The sequence below is a fragment of the Micromonospora sp. NPDC007220 genome, assembly GCF_040634035.1.
GTDB classification, from domain to species: Bacteria; Actinomycetota; Actinomycetes; order Mycobacteriales; family Micromonosporaceae; genus Micromonospora; species Micromonospora reichwaldensis.
The window spans coordinates 156,864-171,220 of the sequence record NZ_JBEYEU010000006.1; the positions used below are offsets into that span (position 1 = coordinate 156,864).

The 14,357-nt window shown below is 71.8% G+C and carries 4 protein-coding genes; all 4 read right to left on the reverse strand.

The window, feature by feature from the left end:
• Positions 1-5 precede the first annotated feature (5 nt).
• The 4 genes from ABZ573_RS14895 to ABZ573_RS14910 all read right to left on the reverse strand — a co-directional run bounded on the left by ABZ573_RS14895 (position 6) and on the right by ABZ573_RS14910 (position 14,004).
• A complete protein-coding gene (locus tag ABZ573_RS14895) occupies positions 6-6,713 on the reverse strand; it encodes an amino acid adenylation domain-containing protein (RefSeq protein ID WP_358118529.1) in 6,708 nt (2,235 codons plus the stop codon).
• 10 nt (positions 6,714-6,723) lie between these two features.
• On the reverse strand, positions 6,724-10,083 hold the full coding sequence (locus tag ABZ573_RS14900) for an AMP-binding protein (RefSeq protein ID WP_358118531.1): 3,360 nt from the start codon (positions 10,081-10,083) through the stop codon (positions 6,724-6,726).
• A 9-nt stretch (positions 10,084-10,092) separates the two neighbouring features.
• Complete coding sequence (locus tag ABZ573_RS14905) at positions 10,093-12,393, reverse strand: pyridoxal-phosphate dependent enzyme (RefSeq protein ID WP_358118533.1); 2,301 nt, start codon at positions 12,391-12,393, stop codon at positions 10,093-10,095.
• A 93-nt stretch (positions 12,394-12,486) separates the two neighbouring features.
• Complete coding sequence (locus ABZ573_RS14910) at positions 12,487-14,004, reverse strand: lyase family protein (protein WP_358118535.1); 1,518 nt, start codon at positions 14,002-14,004, stop codon at positions 12,487-12,489.
• Between the last annotated feature and the right edge of the window lie 353 nt (positions 14,005-14,357).

Below are 14,357 nucleotides of genomic sequence, written 5' to 3' on the forward strand. Positions count from 1 at the left end.
GGTCCTCACAGGGCGAGCACCAGCGGGACGATCAGCCCTGCCGCTTCGACCCGCGACACGTACGCGCCCCAGTGCGGGGAGTCGATGAGCGTCGCCGTCGCGCGGTGGTCGATCTCCAGGGACTGGCCGCTCACCTCCCGCCAGATCTCCCCGAGCGCCCCGCGGTCCTTGTCGTCGACGAGCGTCGCCTCCTCCACCGGCCGGTCCGGGCTGCCCAGGAAGAACCTCAGCAGCCGGTCGGCCGCCCCGGCCAGCCGGTCGACGGCCTCTGGGGTGAACAGCGACCGGTCGTACTCGATGGTCAGCCCGATCCGGTCCTCGTCGGTGAAGTGCAGCAACAGGTCGAAGCGACTCGTCTGCGCGCCCAGCGGGGTCACGCTCGTGTCCAGGCCCGGCAGCGCGGCGACACCGTGCATCGACCGGGCGACGGAGACCACGACCTGCACCAGGGGGTTCACCCCGGGTCGACGGGGTGCTCCCACGAGGTCCACGATCTTCTGCAACGGCAGGCTCTGGTGGTCCAGGGCGTTCAGGGCGCTGTCCCGGACCGATGCGACGACGGCCCGCGCGCTGTGCTCCGGGTCGACCTGGTAGCGGAACGGCACGGTGTTGGCGAAGAAGCCGACGAGGTCCCTCGTCTCGGCCGGGTGCCGACCGGCGACGGCCGCGCCGATCACCACGTCCGACTGCTGGGCGAGCTTGGCCATCAGCACCGCGCTGACGGCGTGCACGACCATGAAGAGGGTCACGTTGTGCTGCTGCGCGAACGCCCGCACCTCGGCGGAGAAGGACTCGTCCCACTCCCGGCGGTGCCGGCCCGCGGCCCGCGCGCGGTCCTCGGTCCGCTCCAGGTCGGTCGCGAGGGCGAGTTCCCCGTCGTAGCCCTTCAGGTAGGACCGCCAGAAGTCGCCGTCGCGTCGGGCCGGCGCCGATTCGAGGTAGTCCTGCTGCCAGCGGGAGTAGTCGCCGTACTGGATCGGGAGCGGGGCCAGGTCCGCCTCCCGACCCGCCCGGTGGGCCGCGTACGACTCCGCGATCTCCCGCAGGATCAGCTCGTTGGACCAGCCGTCGGTGACCACGTGGTGGCTCGTCCATTCGAGCACGTGGTCCCGGTCGGCGAAGCGGTACAGGGTGGCCCGGGTCAGCACGCCACCGAGGTCGATGCGTCGCGTCGCCCGCTGCCGGACGTACTCCAGCATCGCCTCGGTGTCCCCCTCCGCGACCACCGCGTCGGTGACCTCCCGGACCCGCAGGCGCGGCTTCGCATCGGGGTCCACGACCAGCAACGGCACGCCGTCGCGTTCGACGATCCGGCTGGACAACACCTCGTGCCGCGCGACGAGCCGGTCGACGGCCGCCCGCAGCGCCGTCACGTCGAGGTCACCGCGCAGATGCAGGAGGTACCCGTCGGTGTAGGCGCCGTCGGAGTCGATCTGGTCGAGGTACCAGAGGCTCGACTGCGCCATGGACAGCGGGAACTCCCGCAGGCCGGCGGGCCTCGCCGGGATCGGCACCTCCGACTCCCGGTCGTCGGTCAGCGCCGCCTCGACCCGGGCGGCGAAACCCCGCAGCGTCGGGTTCTCGAACAGCTCCCGGATCGGCAGGCGGACCCCGAGGCGGTCCCCCAGCCGGGCGAGGACCTGCGTCGCGTGCAGGGAGTGCCCGCCCAGGTCGAAGAAGCTGACCTGGGGCCCGGGCCGGCGACCGGCGAGCACGGAGGCCCAGATCTCGGCGACGGCCTCCTCCGTCGGGGTCATCGGGGCGGAGTTCGCCTCGGTCGGTTCGTCGACCGGGGACAGGGCCGTCGCCGCCAGCGCGCGGGTGTCGACCTTGCCGTGGCTCGTCCGCGGCAACTGGTCGACGCGGACGAGGAAGTCCGGGATGGCGTTGCGTGGCAGGACCTGGCCGAGCCCGGAGCGCACCTCCTCGGGCTGCAGGTCCCGGCGGACCAGGGAGCCCTCGGTCGCACCGCCGGCGCCGCCGGAGACCACCTCCGGTACGAAGAAGCCCGCGAGTTGCTTGCCGCCGTCGGCGGACTGCCGGACGATCACGACGCTCTCCTGGACGCCCTCGACGCCGGCGAGGGCCCGACTGACCTCGTCCAGTTCGACCCGGTTCCCTCTGATCTTGAGCTGGTTGTCGGTCCGGCCGAGAAACTCCACCGAGCCGTCCGCCAACCGGCGGCCACGGTCACCGGTGCGGTACATGATGCCGTCCCCGTCCCCGTCCCCGTCCCCGTCCCCGTCGCCGGCGAAGGGGTCGCCGACGAAGACCGCGGCGGTCCGGTCGGGGTCGTTGACGTAGCCGCCGCCGACGCAGACGCCGCCGGCGTACAGCTCACCCGGCGTGCCGGTGGGCACCGGCTCCCGGGCGCCGTCCAGCACGTACAGGGCGGTGTTGCGCGCGGGCCGTCCGAGGGGGACGGAGGCGTCCCGCTCGTCGACGTCCGCCGCGACGAGGTGGTGCAGGACGTCGTCGGACGTCTCGGTCGCCCCCCACATGTTCAGCAGTCCCACCCCGGGCAGCAGCCGGCGGAACGTGTTGGCGGACTGCGGGGTCAGGGTCTCCGCCTGCGAGGCGACCCAGCGCAGGCGGAACGGGGGGAACGCGTCGACGCCGTAGAACGCGAGTTCGGCGCACATGATGTTGAGCACGGAGGGCGTCACCTCCAGCACGGTGACCCCGTCCTCGGCCACGGCCCGCAGCAGCGACGCCGCGTCCTGGCCGATCTCGTCCGGGTAGATCACGGTCGTGGCGCCGACGGCGAGCGGCGCGAGGAGTTGCCAGACGGAGATGTCGAAGGTGGCGGCGGCGTCCTGGGCCAGCCGGTCGCCGGGCCGCAGGTCCAGTTGCTGGATCTTGGCGTCGATGTGGTTGAGCATGCCGTCGTGCCGGATCAGGGCGCCCTTGGGGTCGCCCGTGGATCCCGAGGTGAAGAGGACGTACGCGCTGTCCCGACCGCCCGGTGCAGGGCCGAGCCCGGCCGGCGTGCCGGCGGCGGCGAGGACGTCCGCCAGATCGACCAGCTCGACCTCACCGATCGCGGCCAACGCGGCGCGGTGCGTCTCGTCGGACACCACCAGCCTCGCCTCCGCCCGCCCGACCATGCGGGCGACGCGTGCGGCCGGGCCCTGCGGCAGCGGCAGGTACACCGCGCCGAGGCGGAGGATGGCGAGGGTGACGACGAGGTAGTCGATGTTCCGGCCGCTGGCCAGGCCGACCACGGTGCCGTGGCCCACCTGCCGGTCACGCAACCATCCGGCCGCCCGCTCGACGTGCGCGGCGAGCTCCCGGTAGGTGATCTCGCGGCCGCGGCAGACGGCGGCCACCTCGTCGGGGAACGTCCGCACCGAATGGGCCATCCGTTCGAGGAAGCCCGTGGCCGTCGCCGGCTCGACCGGCCCGCGTGAGATCTCCACCAACGCCCGGTACCGCTGCTCACCGAGCAGCGCGACCTGCGTCGGCTCGTCGTCGGGCTGGTCGACGACGCTGGTCAGCGCCCGCAGGAAGATGTCCGCCACCTCGTGGAGCTGGTCCTCCGAGATCCGCTCCATGTTCGCTTCGAGGTCGAGCGTGAGCAGTCGACTGAACGGGTCCTTGTTGAACTCGGCCCGCAGGGTGAAGTTCGTCTGGATGTAGCCGAAGCCGTCGACCACCTCGATACCGGTGGCGTGGGCGAGCCGTTCGTAGCCGTGGAAGTGGGTGTAGTTGAACATGATGTCGGTCAGCTCGGGCACGCCGGCGAGACGGAGCATCTCGGCGTGCGGGAAGCGCCGCACCGGCAGCAGTTCCCGCTCCTTGTCGCTGGTCGCCGCGATCAGGTCGCGCCAGGTGCGACCCCGCGGCCGGAACCGGAAGGGTACGAGGTTGAGGTGCAGGCCGATGACCTCGGTGCCACCCTCCTCCTCGATCCGCCCGTTGGCGGCGACGCCCAGCACGACGTCGTCGCGTCCCGTGAGCGCCATCACCACCCGCGCCTGGACGGCCATCACCACGTGTTTGACCGACACCCCGCAGGCGGCGGCGAGCTGGTGCAGGCGGTCGGAGAGTTCCGCCGGGAGGTCCACGCTGAGGAAGCCCATCCGCCCCTCGTGGACGGCGCCGGAGCCCCGGGCGAGGCGGGGCAGCAGGCTCGGCTCGACGTCGGCCAGTTCCTGCCGCCAGAACTCCCGCACCGCCTCGTCGCGGAGCACGGCCTGTTCCTCGGCGATGAAGTCGGCGTACCGGCGGACGGGCAGGGCACGGTCGTGCGACGCGATGCCCTGCAGGTCCTGCCAGTAGTCGACGAGGATCTCCGCGAGCAGCGACGTCTCGCTCCACCCGTCGAACATCGTGTCGTGGAAGCTCATGGAGAACATGAACTCGTCCGGGCCGAGCAGGTGCGCCGTGAACCGCACCAGTGGCGGCTGCGCCCAGTCGTACGGGTTGCTCATCTCCCGACGTTGCCAGGCCTCGAACTCGGCCAGCTGCCGGTCCTCGTCGAACCGGCTCAGGTCCGTCACGTTCAGCGGGGTCCGGGCCTGCGCGTGGACGACCTGGAGCGGTTGCGAGAAGCCGGACAGGTGGAACGACGTCCGCAGGATCTCGTGGCGCTCGGTCACCCGCGCGAGCGCGCGGCTCATGGCGTCGTGGTCGAACCTGGCGCGCAACCGGAACATGAAGATGTCGCAGTACATGTTGACGCCCTCGGCGTACGCGCTGTGGAACAGCACGCCGGCCTGGAGGGTGGCCAACGGGTAGGCGTCCACCGCGTCGGCCGGCAGGTGCGCCCGGTCCGCCGGGTCGATGAGGCTGAACGGCTCGACCGGCGGGTCGGTCGACTCGTCCGTGTTGACCGCGTACGTGGCCAGCGCACGGGGCGTCTTCAGCTCGTAGATGTCGGCCAGGTCCAGCGTCATCCCGCGGTTCGCCGCCGCCGCACGCAGCTGCACCGCGATGATGGAGTCCCCGCCGATGCCGAAGAAGGAGTCGTCGGGTCCCACCCCCTCGACGCCGAGCACCTCCTCGAACAGCGCGCAGATCGCCCGTTCCACCGTCGCCGTCGAGGCGTCGGCGACCGCCTCCGTGGCCATCGGCGCCCGGAGCTGGTTGGCCGGGGTGGGTGCGGGCAGGAGCGTGAAGTCGGCCTTCCCGTTGGCGTTCACGGGGATCTCCGGCACCGGGACGACGAACGCCGGGAGCATGTACGACGGCAGGCTCGCCCGCAGCAGTTCCGGGATCTCGCCCAGCTCGCAGCCGGGGTCGTGGGTCACGTACGCGACGATCTGCGTCCGGTCGTTGCCGGCGCCCGACGCCGGCTGCCCGGCCCGGACGAGACTGCGGACCGAGGAGATCCGCCCGGACACCGCCTCCTGCTTCACCACCGGATTGCGCTGCGGGCGCGCCCGGCGGACGGTCACCGCGACCTGCTCGACGCCGGGTACCGCGCTCAGCGCCGCGTGGATCTCCCCGAGCTCGACCCGGTGCCCACGGATCTTGACCTGGTCGTCGGCCCGCCCCAGGTACTCGTACTCCCCGGCGGGGGTCAGCCGCGCGAGGTCACCGGACCGGTATCCCCGCACGGGCCTGCCGTCGACGGTCAGGTCGAGGAACCGCTCAGCGGTCGCTCCGGGCTGGCCCAGGTATCCGGTGGCCACCCCCGGTCCGGTCACGATGATCTCGCCGGTCTGGCCCGGGGCCACCGGCCGGCCCTGCTCGTCCCAGAGCAGGAAACCGAGGTCCGCCAACGGACGGCCGATGAGGCTGGCCGTGCTCGTCAGGTCGGCCGCCAGGACCCTGCGGTACGAGGAGTGGACCGTCGTCTCCGTGATGCCGTACATGTTGACCAGCTGCGGCTGCTGGCCGCCGTACCTGTCCACCCAGGGCCGGAGGTCACCGAAGCGCAGCGCCTCGCCGCCGAAGACCACCCACTTCAGCGGCAGCCTGTCGGGCCGGGAGACCTCGTGCGCCACCAGGCTGTTGAAGGCGGTGGGGGTCTGGCTGAGCATCGTCACCTGTTCGTCGGCGAGCAACGCCCGGAAGGCCACCGGGTCCCGTGCGACGTCCTGTCCCACGACGACCAGCCGGCCACCGGACAGCAGCGCGCCCCACATCTCCCAGACGGAGAAGTCGAAGGCGAACGAGTGGAACATCGTCCAGACGTCCCCGGCGCCGAAGCCGAACTGCGGCTGGGTGGTCCGGATCAGGCGCAGCACGTTGCCGTGGCTGACCTCCACGCCCTTCGGCCGCCCGGTGGTGCCCGAGGTGTAGATCACGTAGGCGCGGGTGTCCCACGCCGCGGGGCACCGCCCGTCGGTGTCGTCGCTGCGGTCCTCCGCGATGTCCTGCGGCCCCAGCACCGGGGTGTCCGGCGGCAGCAGTTCCGCCAGCTCGGGAGTCGTCAACACCACCGAGGGCGTCGCGTCCGCCACGATCATTCTCAGCCGGGCGGCGGGGGTGGACGGGTCGACCGGCACGTACGCCGCGCCGACCCGCAGCACGGCCAGGCTCGCGACCACCATGTCCGTCGAACGCGGCAGGAGCAGCAGCACCGGACGCGACGGGTCGTCGACCCGCGCCCTGATCGCCGCGGCGAGCGCTGTCGAGCGGGCGGCCACCTCGGCGTACGACATCCGCCGGTCGCCGCAGCACACGGCGATGCTGTCCGGGTCACGTCGGACGACCTCGTCGAACGACTCCACCAGATTACCGACGGCACCATCGGAAGCAGTCATCATTTCCGCCTTAGCTGAGTCGAACCGGGTCGTGAGCGAGTGGTGTGGACGGCCGTCGGACCAGCCGGGCGAGGTTCTCGGAGAACCGCCGGCACACCTCGGCAGCCGTCTCCGCGGACACGAGGGTGCGTTGGTGGACGAGGCGGAACGCGAGTCCGCCCGCGTCGAGGACGCCGTAGAGGCTCGTCGCGAAGGCGACGTCCACGGGCGGCACGTCGAACGTCTCGACGTCGTGGGGCCCGATCCGTCGCCGCCGGCGGCTCCAGGGCACGGACAGTCCGACGTCGCCGCCGTCCACCGGCTGCTGGAGCGTCAGCGTCGCCTGGAAGAGCGGATTCTGGCCGTGCCGATCCGCGGCGAGTGCCCGGACCAGGTCGCTGAAGGGCACGTCCGCCGTCGACAGCGCCGCCCGCAGTTCCCGCCACAGGCGTTCCTCGAGTGCCGACGGATCGGGCCGGTCGGTCAGGTCACCGAGGACGGGTACCATGTTGACCAGGTAGCCGACGGTGCCGGCGAAGCGCTGGTCGGTGCGCCCGTGGTGCGGCGCGCCGATCACGATCCTGGGCTGGCCGGTCACCTCGTGCAGGGCTTGAACGTAGGCGGCCAGCAGGGAGACGAACGGGGTGAAGCCGCGCCGCGCCGCGTGCCGGTGGAGGGTCCGTACGACGTCCGGGTCGGCCTCGAAGTCGATCCAGCCGGCCCGGTGCCGGTCCGGGTCCGGCCGTCGTCGTGCCGACCCGCCGCCAGCAGGTCGTTGCGGAAAGAGGACGAGGTCACGCAGTGGCCGCCACCTCTCCGCCAGGGCCGTGACCCGGTCGCGCCGGTCGGGATCGAGTCGCGCCTGCTGCTGCAGCCGGGCCCAGTCGGTGGCGTCCGCCGTGGCCGGTCCCGCCGTGGCCGGCGGGGCGTCGCCGCCCGTGATCCGGGGCAGGATCTCGGCGAGCAGGAGCTGGAGCGACCAGTGGTCGACGACCGCGTGATGACACGCCACGAGAAGCACGGTGCCGTCCGGCGGGTACGCCACCCCGGCCCGCACCAACGGGCCCTTCACCAGGTCGAAGGGGCGGTAGGCCCGCTCGTGCAGGTAGGCCCGTACCGCCTCGTCGGGGCCGTCCGGGAAGGCCCGGTACTCCCAGTCGACCGTGCCCTGGTCGTGCACGGTCTGGACGCCGGAGCCGAGCGGTCCGAGGGTCGTGCGCAGCGCGGGGTGCCGAGCGACGGCCTCGTCGATCGCGGCCCGCAACAGGGTTTCCTCGACGCGGCCGGAGACGCGCAGGGCGATCGCCAGGTTGTTCGCCCGGTTGCCGCGGGACACCTCGTCGTAGAAGTGCAGCTCGACCTGGCCGGCCGAGGCGGGGCTCACCGCGCCGGTCTCCGCCGGCAGCGGCACGGCGGCCGGGCCGGGGCTCGCGGCGGCGGCGACCAGCTCGGCCACCGACCGGTCGCCGAAGAACAGCTCGGTGTCCAGGGTGCCGTCCACCAACCGCTCGACCGCCGCCTTGAGTTCGATCAGTCGCAGCGAACCGAGTCCCAGCGCCGCCAGCGGCAGCGACGGGTCCCACTCGGCCCCTTCGAGGTTCGCGTACCGCCGGACGAGCTGTTCCACCGCAGTGGACCGGTCGCCGGGGTGGGTGTCGGCGGCGGCCCGCTCGGGCGCCACGGACGGGACCGCCGGCACGACGAGCTTGAGCCGCCCGCCGACGAACTGCTCCCTGGTGGCACGCCGGCGGACCTTCCCGCTGGAGGTCTTCGGTATCGCGCCGGGCATGACGACGACCACGTCGTCGAGGTCCAACCCGCACTCGGTGGCCACCCGACGCCGCAACCCGCCGGTCAGCGACGCGAGCAGCGCGGGGTCCGCGAGCAGCCGCGCCAGCCCGCGGCGGGAGGCCTCGACCACCAGTGCCACCCGCTGGTCGCCGGTCTCCGGCTGGAACGCCGCGGCGCCGCCCTGGCGCAGGTGCTCGTCGCCCGCGGTGGCGACGGCCTCGATGTCGTGCGGGTGGTAGTTGCGGCCCGCGCGGATGATCAGATCCTTCTGGCGCCCCGCGACGTAGAGCTCGCCGTCGTACATCGCGCCGAGGTCCCCGGTACGCAGGAACGTCCCCTGCTGGCCGCCGACGGTGGCGGCGAACGTCGCGGCGGAGTCGGACCTGCCCCAGTACCCGGCGGCCACCCCGCCGGAGCTCACGCAGATCTCGCCGACCTCGCCCGCCGCGCAGGGTGCGCCGTCCGCGCGGCGCACGGCGACCGTCGTACCCGGTGGCGGGGTGCCGCAGGAGACCAGCGTGACCGGGCCCGTCCCCGCTGCGCCGGTCGCCCCGGTCAGCCGGCCCGTCTCGAGGGCGTGCCGGTCGAAGGTGCCGGCGCGGTAGCCGGTCGACGCCTCGGGGCCGCTGACGAAGAGCGTCGCCTCCGCCAGGCCGTAGCACGGATAGAACGCGCGGCGGTCGAAACCGAGCGGCGCGTACGCGGCGGAGAACGCGTCCATCGTCCGCCTGTGCACCGGCTCCGCGCCGTTGAATGCGACCCGCCACGAGCTGAGGTCGATCCCGTCGAGCAGCCCGGCGTCGAAGCGGTCCGCCAGGAGCTGATAGGCGAAGTTGGGTCCACCGGAGAGGGTCGCCCTGAACCGGGACACCTCCGCCGGCCACCGCAGCGGATTCCGGACGAACGCGAACGTGTCGAGCAGGACCGCCGGTACGCCCATGAACAGCGGCAGCAACGTGGTGCCGATGAGACCCATGTCGTGGTACATCGGCAGCCAGCTGAGCACCACGTCGTCGGTGTTGATCCCGAAGCCGGCCGCGATGGCCCGGTGGTTGTCGGTGAGGTTGCCGTGGCCGACCATGACCCCCTTGGGATCGCCCGTCGATCCGGAGGTGTACTGGAGGAAGGCGAGGTCGCCCGGCGCCGGCCGGTGGGGGCCCACCGGAGCGGCCTGCGCCCGCACCGCCTCGATCGGGTGCACCGCCGGTCCGCCCGGCTCGGCCGCCAGCCCCGACAGCGCTTCGACCAGCTTCGCGGTGGTCAGCGCGTGGGTGGCTCCGCAGTCGCGCACGACGGTGGTGACGCGGTCGAGGCGCGCGTGGGGGCCCGGCGGGTAGAGCGGCACCGCGACCACGTTGGCGTAGAGGCAGCCGAGGAAGGCCGTCACGTAGTCGAGGCCGGGTGGGAAGAGCAGCAGCGCCCGGTCGCCCGGTTCGGCGATCGACCGCAGGTGGCCGGCCACGGTACGAGCGCCCTCGTCGAGCTGCCCGTAGGTGGTGCTGGTCGTCGCCCCGGCGCTGTCGACGAAGGTCAGCGCGGGGTCGTCCGCTCGGGTGTCCGCCCAGGCCGACAGGGCCGCGATGAGCGAGGTGTGCGTCATGGTCGTCCCTCAGTGGGCCGGGGCCAGGGACGCTTCGTCGCTGACGGCGTCCGGGCTGTCCTCGTCGACCAGCAGCTGGACCTGGTCCACGGCGGTACGGATCCGGCGGACGACCTCCGCTCTGCTGGAGCCCGTGGCGATGACGTGCCCCAGGCGGTCGTAGCCGTTTCGCGGTGGTCGCACGGACGTGCCGGGGGACGCCGTCACGGTCACCTGTTCGACGCCGTCGAGGCGCTCGATCTCCGCCCCGCCCACGGTGCCCCGGAGCGTCCCGGGTCGGGAAGCCACCAGGAACTCGATCGCGGCGTACCCGTGGGTGGTCGAGGAGAGCCGGGTCGGTCCCCCGACGGCCGCGGCCAGCTGCGCGGCGAGCAGGTCGGAGCCGGTGGCGAGGCGGTAGAGCTCGGGGATCATCCCGCCAGCCGGGCGGGGATTGATCTCGATGATGGCCGGGCCGGACGGCGTGAGGCGTACCTCGGTGTGGGTGGCCCCGTGTGACATCCCGACCGTGGCGAGCGCCCGCAGGACGGCATCCACCATCTCGGTCGCCTGATCCGCCGGCAGGTCCGCGGGAAAGACGTGACCGAGCTCCGCGAAGTACGGCCCGCCGGTCACCCGCTTCTCGGTGATCCCGAGACAGCGGTTCCCGGTGCTCTCGCCGAACACCTCGACGCTGAACTCGGCACCCCGCACGTACTCCTCGACCAGTGCGCAGCGGGCGGTCGGCATGCCCCGGACGTTGACGCGCATCGCCAGGACCGCCGCCACGTGCGCGGTCGCCTCCTCGACGGTGGCGCAGAGCAGCACGGCGTTGGACCCGGAGTCGTCCGCGGGCTTCACCACGCAGGGCAGTCCGACCTCGCGCACCGCGGCAGCGGCCCGCGCCGGGTCCGTCACCGCGACGAAGCGGGGTTGCCGGATCCCGCTGTCCCGCAGCGCCTCCCGCAGCAGGGCCTTGTTCCGACAGGCGGCCACGGCCCCCGGCGGGTTGCCCGGCAGTCCCAGCCAGTTGGCCAGTTCGGCGGCGAGCACGGTGTAGAAGTCGCTCGTCGTCGTCACCCCGGCGAGCTGTTCACGACGGAACCTGCCCTGGATGAGCGAGCGCAGGGCCGGCAGGTCGTGCGTCTCGCAGACGAGGACCTCGCAGTCGGTGTCGGCGAGCCCCGGGTAACGGTCGGGACGGTCGGTGAGCAGCACCGGACGCAGCCCCATCCGTCGTGCGACGCTCAGGGCGAGCACGCCGGTCCCGCTCGTGTTCGCCTCCAGGAACAACAGGTAGCGCTCGCCGTCCGTGCGCGGGACGTCGTCCGTCCGCGACCAGCTCACGGCGACCTCGCCGGGGCTGATCGGACGCGGCCGGTCCGCCGCGTCCATCTCGTGCAGGCGGTCGGCGGCCCATCCGTCGTCGTAGACGGTCTGCGCGTACCGGTCGCCGCGATCGGGGAAGATGCCGACGATCCGGGTCCCCGGCTCCGCCCGGCGAGCCACGTCCTTCAGCACCTGGTAGACCGAGCCCGACGTGTTGCCGCCGAAGATCTGCTGCTCGCGGGCCAGGTCACGGGTGGCGCCGAACGCCTCCCGGTCGTTGAGCCAGTGCACCTCGTCGATCTGGCGACGGTCCAGGTTGGCGGGCTCGAGGCTGTTGCCGAGCCCGCCCTGCAGCCTGGTGGGCACGTCCGGCTGACCGAACAGCACGCTGCCCACGCAGTCCACCCCCACCACCCGCAGCTCGGGCAGCGCGCGTCGCAGCGCCCGGGCCGAGCCGCACAGCGATCCACCGGTGCCGACCGCCCCGACCAGGACGTCGAAGGAGGTGAGGTCCCCCAGCAGCTCCCCGGCCAGGGACCGGTACGCACCCGGGTTGTCCGGATTGCGGTACTGCTCGGGAAAGAACGCACCCGGCAGGGCTTCGAGGAGCTCGTGCAGCCGTTCGAGGCGGGCACCCTGCCAGCCCTGGCTGGACATCCGGTCGACGACGTGCACCTGGCAGCCCAGGGCGCGCAGCTTGGCGAGGGTCACGGGGTCGATCCGGGGGTCGGTGACGACGTGCACCGGATGGCCCAGGGCGGTGCCGACGAGGGCGACTCCCAGCGCCATCGTGCCGGAGGAACTCTCGACGATCGGCGCGCCCGGTCGGAGCACGCCCAGCCGTCTGGCCTCGAGGATCACGTAGCGGGCGACCCGGTCCTTCATAGCGAAGAGGTTCTGGAGTTCGAGTTTGGCGTACACCTCGACGCGCGGGTCGACATCCATCCTCAGCCTGATCAACGGCGTGTGCCCGATGGCGTCGACGACACTCTGGAAGATCACGCGCTGGCCCCCGATCGTCCGTGGGTGCCGACGTCGCTCGCGCCCACCCGGGCTGCTCCGCTCAAGATCGTCATTCTTCCCCCGCTTCGACGCTCATCGACGCCCGAGCAGCGCCCGAGCGGCACCTCGCCGTTCACGACGGTCGTCCCACCGCTGCCGGAGGAGCCGGAACTCGTCCGCCTGGCTGGCGAGCAGGTCGGCCAACGCCTGGGGATTGACCGAGCCCGCCGACCGCTTTCCACGAATCGCGTTCTCGACGTCGAAGGCGTCGGCGAGCACGCGTGCGGCGTCGGAGACCTGGTATCCGTACCGGCCGGCGACCTCGGCCAACAGCCCGGGGTCTCCGGGATGGGGCGGGATGTCGGCGGAAATGGCGGCGGCGATGTACTGCCCGACGACGATCTGGGCGTCGCGCCAGGGGATCCCGTCGTTGAGGGTCAGGTCGTTCGCCAGTGCGAACGCGCCCAGATACTCCCGCCGGCAGGCTTCCCGCATCCGGTCGGACCGGAAACGCAGGTTGTCGACGACGGTCGAGAAGAGCCGCAGGGCCGTCCGCGTGGTGGCGACGGAGACATGGAGGTTCGCGGTCGCCTCCTTGGACACCTCCACCATGTTGGAATAGGGCGTCGAGCGTTGGGCGAGGACGATGTCCACGCCGAAGGCGCCGAGATGCGCCAGCTTTCCGCGGATCCGCTCCAGGATCGGGAAGTTCTTCTTCTGCGGCATCGCCGCCGAGATGCCGGAAAGCTCGTCAGGCAGGTCGATGAAGCCGTACTCGTTGCTGCCCCAGGTCATGAGATCGGTGACGAAGCGGCTCAGTTCGGCACCCAGAATGGAGAACTCCGCCATCATCTCCAAGGCCAGCGACCGGGACGCCACGGCGGTCAGGGCGTGCGGAACCGGTCCCGCGAAGCCGAGCAGGTGCGCCATGCGGTGCCGGTCCCAGGGCAACTGTTGGCCGGCCATCGAGCCCGCGCCGAGCGGTGAGAGGTCGTTGCCGTCGTAGGTGGCGAGCCAGCGGCGCAGGTTGTGCAGAATCTGCTGGGAGAGGGCGGCCAGGTAGAAGCCGGGAGTGATCACCTGGGCCGCCTGGAGGTGGGTGTATCCCGGCATCAGCAGGTCGGTCGTGCCGTTGGCGAGTCGATGGACAGCCTCACCGAGGCCCAGCAGGTCCTCTGCCGCCCCACCCAACCACTCGCGTGCCGCGAGAGCGTGTGCGGTCGCCTGAGAGTCGTTACGACTGCGGTCGACGTGCCAGGCCGGGACCGGCTCGGTCAACTGACCATGCACCCACTGCTCGATGGCCATCGACGTGTCGGACATGTTGGTGGCGGGGTCGGCGCTGAGCGTGGACTCGTCGATCCTGCAAAGTCTGTCCGCGATGTCTCGTCGTTGATCGCCGGTGATGACTCCCATCCGCTCGTACTCGAGCAGGAGGACCACTTCCACAGCGAGATAGTGAGGAAGCAGGTGAGTCATGTCGAAGTCGAACTGCGGTCGGAGGATTTCGTCATCCACCTGCCGGGACGGACCGCTGGACAACCGTCCTGACATCAGGGCGGAGCCCTCGGGAACGAGTTGCAACTGAAGACCCCCGTTACGGAGCTGCACGGCCGGACTGCAACCCGAGTCCGCGCCCCGGGGCGCGTGACATCGCCTGCGGATCGGACCGCCTCGAATGAAGGACAGTCACCTGAGGTGGGTGCGACGATTCACAAGGAAGGCGCGATCGGCGGCACTGGACGAATTCGACGCTTGCCGTCAGCAGACATGAGCCCAACTCCCCCGTGGAGCGATTACGAACTCGTGCAGGCAACGGAGCATGAATCGGCAGTTCGTGCCAATGCGCGGTCTTCGATGGGGCGAGAGTAGCCGCGCGCCTCATGCCCCGCAAGGGACTGCATTTCGCGCGCTATGTCTGGTACAGGTCGTATTTGTTCTTCCCAGTACCCGGCTCCGAAGCA

Bases quoted from the DNA above. Each gene is read 5' to 3' on its own strand.
- ABZ573_RS14895 (WP_358118529.1), bottom strand. From the start codon at position 6,713: ATGACTGCTTCCGATGGTGCCGTCGGTAATCTGGTGGAGTCGTTCGAC.
- ABZ573_RS14900 (WP_358118531.1), bottom strand. From the start codon at position 10,083: ATGACGCACACCTCGCTCATCGCGGCCCTGTCGGCCTGGGCGGACACC.